Annotated in this window: 13 protein-coding genes; 9 read left to right on the top strand and 4 right to left on the bottom strand. The window is 63.4% G+C overall.

What is annotated here, in order from left to right; translation table 11 throughout:
• Nucleotide 1: 1 nt before the first annotated feature.
• Both exbB and ASC80_RS14745 read right to left on the bottom strand, forming a co-directional pair.
• Nucleotides 2-817, bottom strand: coding sequence for a tonB-system energizer ExbB (gene exbB, locus ASC80_RS14750; protein WP_056299022.1), 816 nt, complete (start codon nt 815-817; stop codon nt 2-4).
• Nucleotides 818-1048: 231 nt separating this feature from the next.
• Nucleotides 1049-2215 carry a PepSY-associated TM helix domain-containing protein gene (locus ASC80_RS14745; RefSeq protein WP_056298428.1) on the bottom strand — a complete coding sequence of 389 codons (1167 nt, stop codon included), beginning with the start codon at nt 2213-2215 and terminating at the stop codon, nt 1049-1051.
• A 270-nt stretch (nt 2216-2485) separates the two neighbouring features.
• On the opposite strand from ASC80_RS14745, the gene ASC80_RS14740 reads away from it, so the two are divergent.
• The 8 genes from ASC80_RS14740 to ASC80_RS14705 all read left to right on the top strand — a co-directional run bounded on the left by ASC80_RS14740 (nt 2486) and on the right by ASC80_RS14705 (nt 12854).
• Nucleotides 2486-4855 carry a TonB-dependent receptor gene (locus ASC80_RS14740; protein WP_056298425.1) on the top strand — a complete coding sequence of 790 codons (2370 nt, stop codon included), beginning with the start codon at nt 2486-2488 and terminating at the stop codon, nt 4853-4855.
• 85 nt (nt 4856-4940) lie between these two features.
• Nucleotides 4941-5621, top strand: a complete 681-nt coding sequence (locus ASC80_RS14735) for a Fe2+-dependent dioxygenase (protein ID WP_056298423.1) — start codon at nt 4941-4943, stop codon at nt 5619-5621.
• A 450-nt stretch (nt 5622-6071) separates the two neighbouring features.
• On the top strand, nt 6072-7859 hold the full coding sequence (locus ASC80_RS14730) for a feruloyl-CoA synthase (protein WP_082512623.1): 1788 nt from the start codon (nt 6072-6074) through the stop codon (nt 7857-7859).
• 135 nt (nt 7860-7994) lie between these two features.
• Nucleotides 7995-9203 (top strand): ABC transporter substrate-binding protein, encoded by a 1209-nt coding sequence (locus ASC80_RS14725; protein ID WP_056299020.1) that lies wholly within the window; start codon nt 7995-7997, stop codon nt 9201-9203.
• Between the two features lie 296 nt (nt 9204-9499).
• Nucleotides 9500-10372, top strand: coding sequence for a branched-chain amino acid ABC transporter permease (locus tag ASC80_RS14720; RefSeq protein ID WP_056298418.1), 873 nt, complete (start codon nt 9500-9502; stop codon nt 10370-10372).
• 1 nt (nt 10373) lies between these two features.
• Nucleotides 10374-11396: a branched-chain amino acid ABC transporter permease gene (locus tag ASC80_RS14715; RefSeq protein WP_056298415.1), complete on the top strand. Its 1023-nt coding sequence runs from the start codon at nt 10374-10376 to the stop codon at nt 11394-11396.
• A complete protein-coding gene (locus ASC80_RS14710) occupies nt 11389-12147 on the top strand; it encodes an ABC transporter ATP-binding protein (protein WP_056298413.1) in 759 nt (252 codons plus the stop codon). The genes ASC80_RS14715 and ASC80_RS14710 overlap by 8 nt, the downstream gene beginning before the upstream one ends.
• On the top strand, nt 12144-12854 hold the full coding sequence (locus ASC80_RS14705) for an ABC transporter ATP-binding protein (protein ID WP_056298410.1): 711 nt from the start codon (nt 12144-12146) through the stop codon (nt 12852-12854). Before ASC80_RS14710 ends, ASC80_RS14705 begins: the two co-directional genes overlap by 4 nt.
• 107 nt (nt 12855-12961) lie before the next feature.
• Here the strand turns inward: ASC80_RS14705 and ASC80_RS14700 are convergent, their stop codons facing one another.
• Entirely contained in the window at nt 12962-13477 is a 516-nt protein-coding gene (locus ASC80_RS14700) for a hypothetical protein (protein WP_056298409.1), read from the bottom strand.
• Nucleotides 13474-14376 carry a helix-turn-helix transcriptional regulator gene (locus ASC80_RS14695; protein ID WP_056298404.1) on the bottom strand — a complete coding sequence of 301 codons (903 nt, stop codon included), beginning with the start codon at nt 14374-14376 and terminating at the stop codon, nt 13474-13476. The genes ASC80_RS14700 and ASC80_RS14695 overlap by 4 nt, the downstream gene beginning before the upstream one ends.
• Before the next feature lie 174 nt (nt 14377-14550).
• Between ASC80_RS14695 and ASC80_RS14690 the strand changes: the two genes are divergently transcribed.
• A complete protein-coding gene (locus ASC80_RS14690) occupies nt 14551-16101 on the top strand; it encodes a benzoate-CoA ligase family protein (RefSeq protein ID WP_056298402.1) in 1551 nt (516 codons plus the stop codon).
• Nucleotides 16102-16142: the final 41 nt, after the last annotated feature.

The following is a 16142-nucleotide window of genomic DNA, read 5'->3' as shown; positions in this document are numbered from 1 at the left end:
TTTACTCCGCCGCGCGCGAGACGCCGCGCAGCGAGCGGCGGCTCTGTTCGCGGCTGATCAGCAGCATCACCTGCGCGGAGGCGTCGCCGAGCAGCGCGCGATAGCCCGCGATCATGCGGGTGAGATGGTTGTAGATCACCACCGCCGGGATCGCGGCGACGAGGCCCATCGCGGTTGCCAGCAGCGCTTCGGCGATGCCCGGCGCGACCACGGCGAGGTTGGTGGTGTGTGCCTGGGAAATGCCGATGAACGAATTCATGATGCCCCAGACCGTGCCGAACAGTCCGACGAACGGCGCGGTTGCGCCGATGGTGGCGAGCACGCCGGTGCCGCGCGCGATCCGCCGCGACATCGCCGCCTGAATCCGGTCGAGCCGCAGCGCAACGCGATCGGTGAAGCCGCCGTCGAACATGTTCGACAATTCCGCTTCGCGGGCGGCCGCCTGCACCAGCCGGGCAACGGCGTCCTTGCCCTTGCCGACATCATGGACAGCCTCGGCGAGCGCCGGATCGTTTTCGAGGACGCGGACGCGCTTCCTGGTTTTCCGGGTCTCGCTGCGCAGCTCGATCATTTTCGCGACGCAGATCGTCCAGGTCACCAGCGACGCAAAGGCGAGGCCGATCATCACCGCCTTCACGATGATGTCGGCATTCATGAACATGCCCCATGGCGACAGATCGTGCGGCAGCATCGCGTTGGGCGGCGGCAGTTGCGCCGGGGTCGCCGACGGAGCGGTGGCAACCGGAGCCGGTGTTGCAGCACTCGGCGTTGCGGTGTTCGGCGTTGTCGTATTGGGCGTCGCTGCGTTGGGTGCCATTGCGCCCGGAATTGTCGCCGCCGGTGCGGCCGGTGTCGCGGGCGCCGTGATGTTCGGCACCGCCGCAGCAGGCGTTGCGGCGGGCGCATTCGGCGCCATCTGCGCCAGCACCGGCGCGCTCCACAGCGCGATCCCTGCGATTGCCGCCACCATGCGGGCGCGGCCGCGCAGGGCCGGGAAGATGGTGTCGCGCTTCGGTGCTGGTGTTGTCATGGCCTTGATCCGATCAGATTATTCCGCAGGAGTTGTTTCGCCGACGAGCGGCGCTGGAAAAGTGCGTGCGGCGGGGCCGGCATGGATCAGCTTGCGCTGCCGCCGCTGGCGCAGCCACAGGATGATACCAGTTACGCCGAGAATTGCGGGCATCAATCCGGTGACGAAAACGACGAGACGCCAGACCTCGCCGGCATGGCTGCCTTCATGCAGCCAGCGGATCCAGAAGCCGATGTGGTCGCCGGTCAGCGGCTGAACGGTGGAGACCGCGCCGGTCTTGTCGTTGACGATCAGCGAGACGACTTCGCCGCCTTCGCGCACCTGGATGCGCCAGCCGTTCGACTGCCTGGTCGGATAGCTGATGGCGGCGACCTCGACATTCGGGCGCGCCTTGACGATGGCGTAGATATCGGCGGCGCTGCGCTCCGGCGTGACCGGCGTGCGGCCGCGCTGTTGCGGCGTGGTCTCGGCGACCGACGACAGCAGCGCACGGCCCTGCTGTGGCCAGGCGAGATAGATGCCGGTCAGCGACAGGAACGCGAGCGGAAAGCAGATCCAGAACCCGGCCATGTGATGCAGGTTCGACGAGGTCGAAGGCTTGCGCCGCCACGCGAAGGCGCGCGCCCACTGGTTATGACGCGGCCACCACAGATAAAGCCCGCTGAGCGAGAGAACGAGCATCGCTGCGCCGGTCCAGCCGACGATGCTGCGGCCATAGTCCGGAATGGTCAGGTTCTCGTGGAAGACATGCATGAAGCCGAAGAACGACTCGCGGAAGTTCGTCACCTTGATCACATGCGCATCGGCGCGATCGACCTGCACGGTGAGAAACGCCGGACGCTCGCCGCGCGCGGCGGGACCGCGCACCGACACTGCGACAGGCACGCGGGTATCTTCGGGAAAACGAATCGCGGTGGGTTGGAATTTGTCGCCGGCCGCCTTGGTCGCGTTGGCGACGGCGGCCGCGACGTCGATATCGGCCGAGGACGCCACCGCGCCGCGCGGCGTATTCATCATCTCGCCGATGTCCTCGTGATAGACGAGGATCGCGCCCGACAGCGCCACCGGCACCAGCAGCACGAACAATCCGATGCCGAGCCACAGATGAATGTTGCGCCACAGGCGATGGGCCCATCCGCGACGGAAAAACATGGATGCCTGCGGCGGTGAGGTGCTTGCTGTCATTTCATTCGGTTGGATTGTCGAACTGGCTCAAAGTTTTTGACTTTGGAGCGATTCTAAATTGCGCGGCTGCGTAGCCTGATGTTGCCGTTCTTCTAGTCGCAGTGGGCGTAAGGCCGCAATTCGGAATCCAGCAAATAGCGCAACATTGAAGAGGTTCTAATTTCAGGCCCTTGCCCTGACCTTACCGATTTTTCACAACGGCGCCGCGAAATCGCCACGCACATGAATGCGTGCGCGGAAATATGAACCTGAATTCAAGGGGCGCTGATTATGCGGCGGGGCAAATCTCACAAGAAGACCAGAAATGCGAAGCTGAAGGGCATCACCCCGGAGAGCCAGACCACGACGCCGGCACCATCGTTTGTGCGCGCGTCGATCCGCAGGCCGGGCCCGGCGATGATCAGCCTCGCTTCGGTGATGCTGGCGACCTCCGCGATGGCGCAGGATGTCGGCGGCGCGCTGCCGACCATCGACGTGCAGGACACCGCCGGCGGCGGCTACCAGACCACCGATTCGCAGCTCACCCGCATTCCGACGCCGCTGCGCGACACGCCGCAGACCGTCAACGTCGTTCCGCAGCAGGTGATTCAGGAACAGCGCATCACCAGCATGGAAGATGCGCTGCGCACCGTGCCCGGCATCACCTTCAATGCCGGTGAAGGCGGCCAGCAGGGCGACAGCCCGAACATCCGCGGCTTCGCCGCGCGCGGCGACATCTTCCGCGACGGCGTCCGCGATCCGGGCTGGTACACCCGCGATTTGTTCAGCAGCGATCGCGTCGAGGTTTACAAAGGACCGTCGGCGTTCGCATTCGGGCGCGGCTCGACCGGCGGAGCGATCAACATCGTGTCGAAGCTGCCGACTGCCGTGCCTTATCTCGAAGGCACCATCACCGGCACCAGTGCAGGCGGCTATCGCGCCGAAGTCGACGCCAGCGGCAAGAAGGACAATGTCTGGGGCCGCATCGCCGCGCTGTATCAGGACGTGCCGACGCCGGATCGCGACAACGTTTACACCAAGCGCTGGGGCGTTGCGCCGTCGCTGCGGATCGATCTCAATCCCGATACGCGCGTCTCGCTGAATTACATCTATCAGGGCGAGGAGAGCATTCCCGATTACGGTCGGCCGTATCTGCCTGGGCCGTCCTACAGCAAGACCGACGGGTCTCAGATCAGTGCAGGTTACTACGGCAATGGTCGGCCGACGCTGCCGATCCCGGTGCCGCGCAACAACTGGTACGGCGTGGTCGCGGGGCCGCTCGCCGATATCGTGAAGACCGAAGCTCACACCCTGACCGGCAAGTTCGAGCACGACTTCAGCAACGATCTGAAGTTCAGCAACACCACGCGCTATGTCAGCGTCGATCGCTTCACGCGCACGACGGCACCGCGCAGTCTCTTCCAGGCCGATAATGCCACGGCCGTCACGCCCGGCTATTCGCCCCAGTTGATGACCATCGGTCGCCAGCATTTCCAGGTCGAAACCGATAACTCGCTGCTGGTCAATCAGACCGATCTGGCGGGCAAATTCTACACCGGCTCCTGGCTGCATACAGTCTCGGTCGGCCTGGAATTCGCGCAGGAGACGCGCGGTCAGCAGCGCGGGAACGGGATGACCGCGTCAAACCTCTGCGATCCGACCAAACCGTTGTGCCGCACCAGCGCGTACTATCCCGTCGACACCAATTTCGGCGGTGTCTTCAACGGATGGAATGCGCCGAACGCAACCAAGTCCACCACCGCTGCGGCCTATGCCTTCGATCAGATCAAGATCAACGAGTACTTTGAACTGCTCGGCTCGGTCCGGTTCGATAATTTCGATACCAAATACACCGACTTCGCCTTGCCGATCGCGACCCGCGTGCAGGGCCGCACCGACAATATGACAAGCTGGCGCGTCGGCGGCGTGTTCCATCCGACCAAGAATTCCAGCATCTACGCGGCCTACGGCGTGTCGTTCAATCCGTCGGCGGAGTTTGGCACGCTCACCGATACCGCGACCAGCACCGCCAATCCGCTGTTGGCGCCCGAAAAGAACCGCACCATCGAGGTCGGCGCCAAGGCCGATTTCCTCAACAACAGGCTGAGCGTGACCGGCGCCATCTTCCGGATCGAGAAAACCAACCTGCGCGTGCCGGACGATCCGGCGGCGCAGACGGTGCTGGTGCTCGACGGTCTGGCCCGTGTTGATGGCGTCGAGTTGGGCGTCGCCGGAAGTCTGACTGATCGATGGTCGGTGTTCGCCGGTTACAGCTATCTCGACTCGGAGATCGTCAGGACGACCAATTTTGCCGAGCTCGGGCGTGAGCTGCCGAGCACACCGCGCAACAACTTCACGCTGTGGTCGACCTACGCGTTTGATCCGCAATGGACTATCGGCGGCGGCGCGATCTATCAGAGCGATGCCTTCGTCAACACCACCAACACCTCCTACGTGCCATCGTTCTGGCGGTTCGATGCGATGCTGGCCTACAAGGTCACGCCGAATTCGACCCTGCAGCTCAACGTCTACAATATCGGCGACGAGCTGTATTACGCCCAGTACTACGGCGGTCACGCGGTGCCGGCATCGGGCCGTTACGCTTCGCTGTCGTACCGGATCCGGTTCGAGCCGCCGCCGGCCGTCAAGTACGACAAGTAAGGTTATCGGCCCATTCGGGGTTTTGACGGTTCGCAACGTCTGATACGACAGCGTTGCGGACCGCAACTGTTTTGGAGATACCGCCATGATGCTGCACATCCCCAACGTGCTCACCCCCGAGCAGGTCGCGCGCTGCAAGGATGTGATGGTGAAGGCGGCGTGGGTGGACGGCAACATCACCGCCGGGCATCAGGCCGGCAAGGTCAAGAAGAACCTGCAATTGCCGGAAGACTCCGCCGAGGCGCGCGAGCTCGGCGACATGGTGCGCGGCGCTGTGATGCGGCACCCGATGTTCATGTCGGCGGTGCTGCCGCTGCAGGTCTATCCGCCGATGTTCAACCGCTACGACGGCGGCATGACCTTCGGCTCGCACATCGACAATTCGATCCGGACCCATCCGCATCAGCCGGTGCGCATCCGCACCGACGTCTCCTCGACGCTCTTCATCTCCGCGCCGGAGGATTACGACGGCGGCGAACTGGTGGTGGAGGACACGTACGGCAGCCATGCGGTCAAGTTGCCGGCGGGCGATCTGGTGATCTATCCGGCGACCAGCCTGCATCATGTGACGCCGATCACCCGCGGCTCGCGCATCGCGTCGTTCTTCTGGACCCAGAGCATGATCCGCGACGTCAGCCATCGCACGATGCTGTTCGACCTCGACATGGCGATCATCGGCCTGACCCAGGACGTGCCCAACCATCCCTCGCTGCCGGCACTGACGGGGCACTATCACAACCTCCTGCGCCAATGGGCCGAGGTGTAGGCGGCGCGCGACGGAGCCGATATCTGATCGCGCTGATGCAATCTGTTGTTCATTGACCTGGCGACACGCTTAATCGTCATCACCGGCCTTGTGCCGGTGATCCCGATGGCGAGCTTGGTACGTCCCCAAGCGGGATCGCCGGGACATAGGCGAGCGGAAGCGACGCCGTTCCTCGAACGGCTATGCCCGGCCATGACGACGAGAGCGGAGCGCGGGTCTCTCGTCGGCGCGAACCACGTTAAATAATTGAAACATCGTCTGATTTCCCACTGCGCCAGCATCCGGCGCGTTGTCATTGACTCGTGTCAAAACTCCTGCATTATAATTCCTGTTGACTAAAGGCGTAATGCACTCGACTGCATTATTTTTCAAAGACGCCTGCCAGGGGGAAACGTCGTGCTGGATCAGGTGTCGCCGCTGTTCGCATTGCCGAGCGTGTCCGCGCAGCGGATGCCTGACGGCGCCATCATTCTGAAATCCCGTGTTCCGCTGCAGGGCGCCGATCGCTGTATCGGTGACTGGCTGGAAAAATGGGCACGGCAAACGCCCGACGTGATTTTTCTCGCCGAACGCGCCAGCGTGGACGCGCCGTGGACCACGGTGACCTACGGCGAGGCGCTGCGCAAAGTGCGCGGCGCGGCGGCGTGGATTCTCGCGCAGGATTTGAGCGCGCAGCGTCCGCTCGCGATTCTCTCCGACAACAGCATCGACCATGCCCTGTTTTCGCTGGCGGCGATGCATGCCGGCGTGCCGGCGGCGTCGATCTCGCCGGCCTATTCACTGATGTCGAAGGATTTCGACAAGCTGAAAAGCATGATCGCGCTGATCGAGCCCGGCGCGATCTATGTCGCCAGCACAACGCAATTCGCCGCAGCGCTCGCGGCGATCGCGCCGCTGCACACGGCGGTGATCGTCACCGGCGAAGTGCGCAGCGCCGATGCGTTGCCGTTCCGCGTGGTGGCGGCGGCGCGGCCGGGCGAGGCGGTCGATACGGCGTTCGCCGCGATCACGCCCGACACGATCGCGAAATTTCTTTTCACATCAGGCTCGACCGGCACGCCGAAGGCGGTGATCAACACCCACAAGATGCTGACCGCGAGTCAGGCGGCGAAGGCGCAGGTCTGGCCGTTTCTCGAGCGCGACAAGCCGGTGATCCTCGACTGGCTGCCGTGGAGCCACACCTTCGGCGCCAACCACAATTTCAATCTGGTGCTGCGTAACGGCGGCACGCTTTATATCGACGGCGGCAAGCCCGCGCCCGGCCTGTTCGCCACCTCGCTCGCCAATCTGCGCAGCGTGGTGCCGTCGATCTATTTCAATGTGCCGCGCGGCTTCGACATGCTGATCGCGGCGTTGCGCGAAGATAGTGCTCTGCGCCAGCGGTTTTTCACCGATGTGAAAGTAGTGTTCTACGCCGGCGCGGCATTGCCGCAGAATCTGTGGGACGCGCTGGAGGAGCTGTCGATCGAGACGGTGGGTCGCGCAATTCCGATGGTGTCGGCATGGGGCTCGACCGAGACCGCGCCGCTCGCCACCGATTGCCATTTCCAGGCGCAGCGCTCCGGGAATATCGGCGTGCCGGTGCCGGGCACCGAACTGAAGCTGGTGCCGAACGGCGACAAGCTCGAAGTGCGGGTGCGCGGGCCCAACGTCACGCCCGGTTACTGGAAAGCGCCGGAGCAGACCGCGAACGCGTTCGATTCCGACGGCTTCTACATGATCGGCGATGCGATGGCGTTCGCCGATCCGGACCGTCCCGAACTCGGCCTGTTTTTCGATGGCCGCGTCAGCGAGGATTTCAAGCTCACCTCCGGCACCTGGGTCAGCGTCGGCACGCTGCGCGTCGCCGGCATCGCAGCGCTCGCGCCGCTGGCACAGGACATCGTCGTCACCGGCCATGACGCCGACGAGGTTCGCTTTCTGGTGTTTCCCAATGTTGCCGCCTGCCGCGCGCTGGCGAAACTGCCGGACGATGCTGGCCTCGCGGAGGTGCTGGGTCACGACGCGGTGCGCGCCGCGGTGGCGCGCGGGCTTTCGCAACTCAAGGAGGCAAGCGGCGGCGCGTCGTCGGCGCATGCCACGCGAGCGTTATTGATGACGGAACCGCCGTCGGTCGACGACGGCGAGATCACCGACAAGGGTTACATCAACCAGCGCGCGGTTTTGTCGCGCCGCGACAGCGAAACGGCGCGGCTCAACGCGGGTGCACCACGCGACTGGATCGGCTGTGGGCGATGACCACGGCACGTCTTAAGTCGGAGCCGCAGCGGCGTCCGTGGGCCGTATTCGCCTTGCAAACGGAAAGGCCCGCGAACTATGGTGCGCGGGAATAACGAAACAAACGGCAGAAACGCCAAGGAGAGGGACACGCCGATGACCGATCACGACAAGATGCTGAAACTCAGCCGCCGCACGCTTTTGACCGGTGCTGCGGGTGCCGCAACCCTTGCGGTGGCGCCGCAGTTGCGCGCGCCCGCGATCGCGCAGAAGGCGCCGCTCAAGGTCGGCCTGATGCTGCCTTACACCGGCACCTACGCCAAGCTCGGCAAGTACATCGACGACGGCTTCCGTCTCTATGTCGAGCAGAAAGGCGGCAAGCTCGGCGGCCGCGAGATCGTGTTCGTGCAGGTCGATGACGAGTCGAAGCCTGAAGCCGCCACCGACAACATGAACCGCTTGGTCGGCCGCGAGAAAGCCGACGTCGTGGTCGGCACCGTGCACTCGGGCGTCGCGATGGCGATGGTCAAGGTCGCGCGTGACACCAAGACGCTGATGATCATTCCGAACGCCGGCGCCAACGACGCCACCGGCCCGCTGTGCGCGCCGAACATCTTCCGCACCTCGTTCTCGAACTGGCAGACCACCTATCCGATGGGCAAGGTGATGTTCGACGCCGGCATCAAGAAGGTCGCGACCATCACCTGGCGCTACACCGCCGGTGCGGAAATGGTCAGTGCGTTCGCCGAGAACTACAAGAAGCTCGGCGGCAACGTGGTCGAGGATCTGACGCTGCCGTTCCCCGAGGTCGAATTCCAGGCGCTGATCACCCGCATCGCGACGCTGAAGCCGGATGCGGTGTTCTCGTTCTTCGCCGGCGGCGGCGCGGTGAAGTTCGTCAAGGACTACGCGGCGTCCGGTCTCAACAAGAGCATTCCTCTCTATGGCGCAGGCTTCCTGACCGACGGCACCATTCCGGCGCAGGGCGAAGCCGCCAACGGCATCAAGACCACGCTGCATTATGCCGACAATCTCGACCATCCGGCCAACGTCGCCTTCCTCAAGGCGTTCAAGGACAAGACCGGCAATGTCGGCGACATCTATGCGGTGCAGGGTTATGACGCCGGCGCGTTGCTCGACATCGGCCTCTCTGCGGTCGGCGGCGACGCCGCGGCGCGCGACAAGATGATCGCGGCGATGGGGGCTGCCAAGATCGACAGCCCGCGCGGCCCGCTCAGCTTCAACAAGGCGCACAACCCGATCCAGAACATCTATCTCCGCGAGGTCCGTAACGGCCGCAACGAGATGATTTCGATCGCGCAGGCCAACGTCGACGATCCGGCGCGCGGCTGCAAGATTTCGTAAGCGGCGTGTGCGGCGTCACGATTGAATGCCGTCATGGCCGGGCTTGTCCCGGCCATCCCGCTTAGGAAGGCACGGTGCCCGCCCTATCGGGATGGCCGGAATAAATCCCGGCCATGACATCTTTCTCCACGTCGCCCCCGCGAAGGCGGGGGCCCATAACCACCGAGCTTACTGGTTTGCATCGTATGTCCGTTACTCCGATCGCGAGACGTTTCCGGCATCGGGAGTCTGGGTCCCCGCTTTCGCGGGGACGACATCGCGGGTGCGGTAGCTGCGTCTCCAGTCGGATGCGTTAGATGGACCTCATCACATTCGGCGTTCAGGTTCTGAATGCGGTCCAGTACGGCATGGTCCTGTTTCTGGTCGCCAGCGGCCTGACGCTGGTGTTCGGCATTCTCGGCGTCATCAATCTTGCTCACGGCGCGTTCTATATGCTCGGCGCCTATCTCGCGTACTGGATCGCCGCTTACACCGGCAATTTCTGGATCGCGATGGTCGGCGGCCTCATCATTGCTTTCGTGGTCGGGCTCGGACTCGAGAACGTGTTCATCCGCCGGCTCTACGGCCGCGATCATCTGGCGCAGGTGTTGCTGTCCTTCGGCTTCATTCTGGTGATCGACGAGGTGCGCCAGCTGCTGTTCGGCAAGGACGTTCATTCGGTTGCGCCGCCGCCAAGCCTCAGCGGTTCGATCCAGCTCACCGACAATCTGTCCTATTCGGTTTATCGCCTCGCCATCTGCGTGTTCTGCCTCGCGGTGGCGGCAGTGATCTTCTACGTTATCCAGCGCACCAAGATCGGCATGATCGTGCGCGCCGGCGCCGAGAACCGCGAGATGACCCGCGCGCTCGGCATCAAGTTCGATGTGGTGAACCGCTATGTGTTCGCGGTCGGCATCGCGCTCGCGGCCCTCGGCGGCATCGTGGTATCGCCGGTGTCTACCGTGTTTCCCGGCATGGGTGACAGCATGCTGATCCTGTCGTTCGTCGTCGTCGTTCTCGGCGGCATCGGCTCGGTGGCGGGAGCCGCGATCGGCGCGCTGCTGATCGGATTCACCGATACGTTCGGCAAGGTGTTCTTTCCCAGCGTATCGAGTGTGCTGATCTATGTGCTGATGGCCGCGGTGCTGTTGTGGCGGCCGAACGGCATCCTCGGCCGGCGGGATGTTTGAGATGAGCGGATCGTCGAACATGGCGTCGCGGCTGGTGCCCGCCTTGCTCCTCGCCGCCGCGCTGGCGCTCCCGTTCGTCGCGCCGACTTATTATGTGCAGTTCGCCAGCAAGGCGATGATCATGGGCATCCTTGCGATGGCGCTCAACCTCGCCGTCGGGCAGGGCGGCCTCGTCAGCCTGTGCCATGCCGCGTTCTTCGGCCTTGCCGGTTATGTCCTCGCGCTGGTCGCGGGGCGTTACGATCCGCCGTCGCTGCTGACGACGTTGCCGCTGGCGGTGGCGGCATCCGCCTTCGCCGCGCTGGTGATCGGCGCGCTCGCGCTGCGCACCCGTGGCGTCTACTTCATCATGGTGACGCTCGCCTTCGGCGAGATGATGTTCTACTTCTTCCACGACATCCAGTTCGCCGGCGGCTCCGACGGCGCGTTCGTCTATTTCAAGCCGGTGCTCGATATCGCGGGCGTGCAACTGCTCGATCTCGACAAGCCGCTGGTGTTTTATTTTGTCGTGCTCGTGCTTTTGATCGGCACCATCGCGCTGCTCACCATGCTGGTGCGCTCGCCGTTCGGTCATGCGCTCTCTGCGGCGCGCGATAACGAACGCCGCGCCTTGTCGCTCGGCTTTCCGGTGTTTCGCGTGAGGCTTATCGCCTTCGCGATCTCCGGCGCGCTTGCGGGACTGGCCGGTTACTTCGCCGCCGCGCAATTCGGCTTCGTCGCGCCGCAGATGCTCGGCTGGCATGTCTCGGCAACGGCGCTGGTGATGGTGTTGATCGGCGGACTGCGCTCGGTGACAGGTCCGCTGGTCGGCGCGCTGGTGCTGATCGGGGTTGAGGAAATTCTCAAAGCCACGACCGAATACTGGAAACTCGCCGAAGGCCTGATCGTCATTGCCATCGTGCTCGCGCTGCCGAATGGCGTGCGCCAGCTGATGCCGCTGGTGTTCGGATCGTCTGACGATGACGCGCCCGCGCCTGCAAAGAACAAAGTGGTGAAGCCCGCGGCGGGAGCGAGCCATGGTTGAGGTCGCTCTGCGCGCAGAAGGGCTGCAAAAACATTTCGGTGGCGTCAGCGCCGTATCTGATGTGTCGCTCGATGTTCACGCGGGCGAGATTCATGCCGTCATCGGTCCCAACGGCGCCGGCAAGTCGACCTTGATCGATCTTCTGTCCGGCGACCTCTCGGTCAGTGCCGGAGAAATCATCCTCGACGGCCAGGATATCACCCGCCTGCCGCCGGATCGCCGCGCGCGTGCCGGTGTCGGGCGCTCGTATCAGAAGACCACGATTTTTTCACAATTCCATTGTTACGAAAATGTAAGGCTGGCGGCCCAGGCGCACGCCGCTCGGCCCCTGAAAATGTTCGGCAATGTGCGTTCCGACGCCGACGTTAACCGGCGCACTGCCGAGGCTCTCGAGAAGGCCGGTCTCACCGAACGCGCGGATGTGATTGCCAACCATCTTAGTCACGGCGAACAACGTCAGCTCGAAATCGCGATGGTGCTGGCAACCGCGCCGCGCATCATTCTGCTCGACGAACCGCTCGCCGGCATGGGCCAGTCCGAAGCGCGCCGCATCGTCGACCTCATCGCATCGCTCAAGGCGGGTCATGCCGTTCTCGTGGTCGAGCACGACATGGATGCGGTGTTCGAACTGGCCGACCGTCTCACCGTGATGGCTGACGGACAAGTGATTGCAAGCGGATTGCCGCAGGAGGTGCGCATGCATCCGGCGGTGCGCACCGCCTATCTCGGCGACCATGGAGACGCCGCGTGACCGCGCTTCTCACAGTCGAGCGGCTCGAGGCGTTCTACGGCGCGAGTCAGGTGCTGCACGGCATCGATCTTACTGTCGCGCGCGGCGAACAGCTTGCGCTGCTTGGCCGCAACGGCATGGGCAAGACCACGCTGCTGCGCTCATTGATGGGACTTGTCGCGGATTGCCGTGGCCATGTGACATTCGCCGATCGCAACATCGCAGGTGCCGCGCCCGAAGATATCGCACGCGCCGGCGTCGCGCTGGTGCCGGAAGGACGTGGCATTTTCGGGTCGCTATCGGTGGTCGAAAATCTGGTGATGGCGGCGCGGCCGGGTCGCGACGGCCGTGCGCGCTGGACGCTCGATCGCATCTATGAACTGTTTCCGCGCCTCCATGCACGCCGCACCAACGGCGGTCATCAGTTGTCAGGCGGTGAGCAGCAGATGCTGACGGTCGGCCGCGCGCTGATGACCAATCCTGACTTGATCCTGATCGACGAGGCGACCGAAGGTCTCGCGCCGCTGGTGGCGCAGGATATCTGGCGCACGCTCGACATCATTCGCAGCGAAGGCGTCGCCACCATCGTGGTCGACAAGGATTTCAGAAGCCTGTCGAAGATCGCCGATCGCGCGGTGCTGCTGTCGAAAGGCACCGTGGTGTTCGACGGCAAGCCGGCGGAGTTGTCAGCGAATCCGGAGTTGCTTGAAAAGCATCTGGGGGTCTGACGATGGATATGAGTTGTCATGGCCGGGCTTGACCCGGCCATCCACGTTTTAGTTGTAAAACGTAAGGCGTGGATGCCCGGCACAGGGCCGGGCCATGACGGGGAAAATTAAGTTGCGCAAACTTGCGTCGTCAGAACCGCCTCTGCGCCAACGACTTTCAACATCGAATCGCAGGCCGTGCGGATGTGTGGTGTGAATGGTTCAGGCCATTCGATCACCAGTTGTCCGATCAGATCGTCGAGACCGTCCTCGTCGATGGCATCATAGAACACCGGCTCCGCCGCGCGGGCGATGAAGCTGTGCAGCAAATGCGCCGCCTCGTAATCGTAGACGATGTCGCCGGGGACCACGCCCTGCCGCCGCATCATGAAACGGCGGAAGCCTGTCAGCTTCGCGCGGCCACCCGGCAGAGCCATGAACGACAGCACCAGCGTGTCATGCTCGATCAGCGGGCCGTCCTGCATCCGGTCGAGCATCGGCAGCGCGCCCGCGCGCGCGACGTCGTCCATGGTGCGGAAGGCATCGCAGGCGTCTTCGGGGTGGAGCGTATTGCGGATCGCAATGATTCCGCGCGCGTCCCGTCCACGCGCGTGCAGCACGTCGCTCAGCGAGGTCGTCGTCATCGCGCGCGGGCGGCGCGGATGGGAGCGTCGCCGGCTTCGGCGAGAACCGGCTGGACCGTATCGATCAGCCGGGCGGCCGCTTCCTCGACGGTCAGCCCTGCGGTATCGACCTGCGCGGCCGCGCGCGCATAAAGCGGCTCGCGGCTGAGCAGGATCGTGCGCAACTCGTGCATGTCGGAGCGATCGCTTTCCATTGGCCTCATGTCGCCCTGCTTGCGCACGCGCGCCATGTGTTCTTCGGGTTTGGCGCGCAGCCAGACCGTGTAGAATGACGATAGCAGCAAGTCGAACGTCACCGGTTCGGACACGATACTGCCGCCGGTCGCGAGAACCATCGGCTCCTTGCTGGCCATCACCTGTGTCAGCGCGGTCTGCTCCATGCGGCGGAAACCTTCTTGGCCGTAGAGCGCCATGATCTCGGCGACCGAGATGCCGTTCAGCCGTTCGATCTCCTTGTTCAATTCGACGAAGGTCCAGCCGATCTTCTGTGCCAGAAATTTGCCCAGCGTTGATTTGCCCGCGCCGCGCAATCCGATCAGGGCGACGCCGGCGAACGCGGGATGCTCGTGCGAGGTCGAAGCGGACAGCACATCCTTGGCCTGCGCGATCTGGTGCGGCGTCGCCTTGCGCATCAGGTCGCGGATCACCAGCCAGTCAGGCGCGATGTCGGCGGTCGGAATCAGATCCTCGATATGGGCGCCGAGCGCCACAGCCACCCGGCGCAGCAGCACGATCGAGACGTTGCCTTTGCCGCTTTCGAGTTGGGCGATGTAGCGCTCCGAAATCCCCGAGACCCGCGCCAGCACCTTGCGCGACATCCCGCGCAACCCGCGCATGGTTCGCACCCGCTGGCCAAGCTGATCGAGAAATTCGTCTTCAGGCTCTGGCTGTTCGGTCATGCGCGATGGAGGTCCAGTTTTGGGCCGCTGCGGTAACCTGAAACATAATGCCGGAAAGGATTGACAGCAAGTTCAGGCGGTGACTTTATATGAATTATAATTCTAAAAAGACTATGGGAGGGACATCGTGCGGCTCGACGATGACGGAGGATGTTTCGCTCAAGGGCGGAAACCATGAGCGATTCACCGAACCACTACAATGCCGTGACCTATCTGCTCGACCGCAATGTGGATCAGGGGCGCGGTGCCAAGGTTGTTTTCAAGGATCCGGTTTCCGAAATCACTTACGGCGAATTGCAGACGCAAACCCGCCGCCTCGCTAATCTCCTGAAGCGGCTTGGGATCCATCGCGAAGAGCGCATCGCGATGATGATGCTCGACACGATTGATTTTCCGGTCGTGTTCCTCGGTGCAATCCGCGCCGGTGTCGTTCCGGTGCCGCTCAACACGCTGCTGACCACTGAACAATATGCTTATGTGCTGGCGGATTGCCGCGCACGGGTGCTGTTCGTCTCCGCGGCGTTGCTGCCGGTAGTGAAGGACGTGCTCGGCCGGATGCCGGATTTGCAGCATGTCGTGGTGTCGGGCGGCGATGCGCAAGGCCATTTGAAATTCAGCGATGAGTTGGCAAAGGAATCCGATCAGTCCGAGACCGCAGCGACCCATCCGGACGAACCGGCATTCTGGCTTTATTCGTCGGGCTCGACCGGGATGCCGAAGGGCGTGCGCCATCTGCACTCCAATCTCGAGGCGACAGCAGAGACGTACGCCAAACAGGTGCTCGGCATTCGCGAGGATGATGTCGGTCTGTCGGCGGCGAAGCTGTTCTTCGCCTACGGTCTCGGCAACGCGCTGACCTTCCCGATGTCGGTGGGCGCGACCACGATTCTCAATCCCGAACGGCCGACGCCCGCGGTGATGTTCGATCTCATCGCCAGGCATGATCCCAGCATCTTCTTCGGTGTACCGACGCTGTTCGCCGCAATGCTCAACGATGAGACATACAAGAGCCAGCCGCGCACGAAGCGTTTGCGCGTGTGCACGTCGGCCGGCGAGGCGTTGCCGGAACTGGTCGGCCAAAGCTGGAAAGACCGGTTCGGTGTCGACATTCTCGATGGTGTCGGCTCGACCGAACTGCTGCACATCTTTCTTTCCAACGCGCCGGGTGACATCAAGTACGGCACGTCGGGAAAGCCGGTGCCGGGTTATGACGTGCGCCTCGTCAACGAAAACGGCGCGGACGTGCCCGATGGCGAAGTCGGCGAGCTGATCGTCAATGCACCGTCGGCGGGTGAGGGCTACTGGAACCAGCGCAGCAAGAGTCGTCAGACATTCGAGGGCGGTTGGACCCGCACCGGTGACAAATACACCCGCGATGCCGAAGGTCGTTATACCTACTGCGGCCGCTCGGACGACATGTTCAAGGTGTCGGGCATCTGGGTGTCGCCGTTCGAAGTCGAAAGCGCGTTGATTGCACATCCGGCTGTGCTGGAGGCGGCAGTCGTGCCCGCGGCGGACAGTGAGGGCTTGCTGAAGCCGAAAGCATATCTGGTGCTGAGGGCGGGCACCGATATGGCGAACCTCGATGGCGCGCTGAAGGAACACGTCAAGCAGAAGATCGGACCGTGGAAATATCCGCGCTGGATCGAGGTTGTCGAAGCATTGCCGAAAACGGCGACGGGAAAAATCCAGCGCTTCAAGCTGCGCGATGCGACGAGTGCATAATGCTGCAACTGACATTCAGCAACCGCGCGTAGGGATCGAAC

This window comes from Afipia sp. Root123D2 (assembly GCF_001425835.1).
In the GTDB taxonomy this organism is placed as follows: Bacteria; Pseudomonadota; Alphaproteobacteria; order Rhizobiales; family Xanthobacteraceae; genus Afipia.
Note: the sequence above shows the minus strand (reverse complement) of the source record. Positions and strands in the feature narration are given on the sequence as shown.

What these genes read in the sequence shown, in the direction of transcription:
- ASC80_RS14710 (WP_056298413.1), top strand. Translation starts at nt 11,389, where the DNA reads ATGGTTGAGGTCGCTCTGCGCGCAGAAGGGCTGCAAAAACATTTCGGT.
- ASC80_RS14725 (WP_056299020.1), top strand. Translation starts at nt 7,995, where the DNA reads ATGACCGATCACGACAAGATGCTGAAACTCAGCCGCCGCACGCTTTTG.
- exbB (WP_056299022.1), bottom strand. Translation starts at nt 817, where the DNA reads ATGGCACCCAACGCAGCGACGCCCAATACGACAACGCCGAACACCGCA.
- ASC80_RS14695 (WP_056298404.1), bottom strand. Translation starts at nt 14,376, where the DNA reads ATGACCGAACAGCCAGAGCCTGAAGACGAATTTCTCGATCAGCTTGGC.
- ASC80_RS14690 (WP_056298402.1), top strand. Translation starts at nt 14,551, where the DNA reads ATGAGCGATTCACCGAACCACTACAATGCCGTGACCTATCTGCTCGAC.
- ASC80_RS14740 (WP_056298425.1), top strand. Translation starts at nt 2,486, where the DNA reads ATGCGGCGGGGCAAATCTCACAAGAAGACCAGAAATGCGAAGCTGAAG.
- ASC80_RS14700 (WP_056298409.1), bottom strand. Translation starts at nt 13,477, where the DNA reads ATGACGACGACCTCGCTGAGCGACGTGCTGCACGCGCGTGGACGGGAC.
- ASC80_RS14720 (WP_056298418.1), top strand. Translation starts at nt 9,500, where the DNA reads ATGGACCTCATCACATTCGGCGTTCAGGTTCTGAATGCGGTCCAGTAC.
- ASC80_RS14745 (WP_056298428.1), bottom strand. Translation starts at nt 2,215, where the DNA reads ATGACAGCAAGCACCTCACCGCCGCAGGCATCCATGTTTTTCCGTCGC.
- ASC80_RS14730 (WP_082512623.1), top strand. Translation starts at nt 6,072, where the DNA reads ATGCCTGACGGCGCCATCATTCTGAAATCCCGTGTTCCGCTGCAGGGC.
- ASC80_RS14735 (WP_056298423.1), top strand. Translation starts at nt 4,941, where the DNA reads ATGATGCTGCACATCCCCAACGTGCTCACCCCCGAGCAGGTCGCGCGC.
- ASC80_RS14715 (WP_056298415.1), top strand. Translation starts at nt 10,374, where the DNA reads ATGAGCGGATCGTCGAACATGGCGTCGCGGCTGGTGCCCGCCTTGCTC.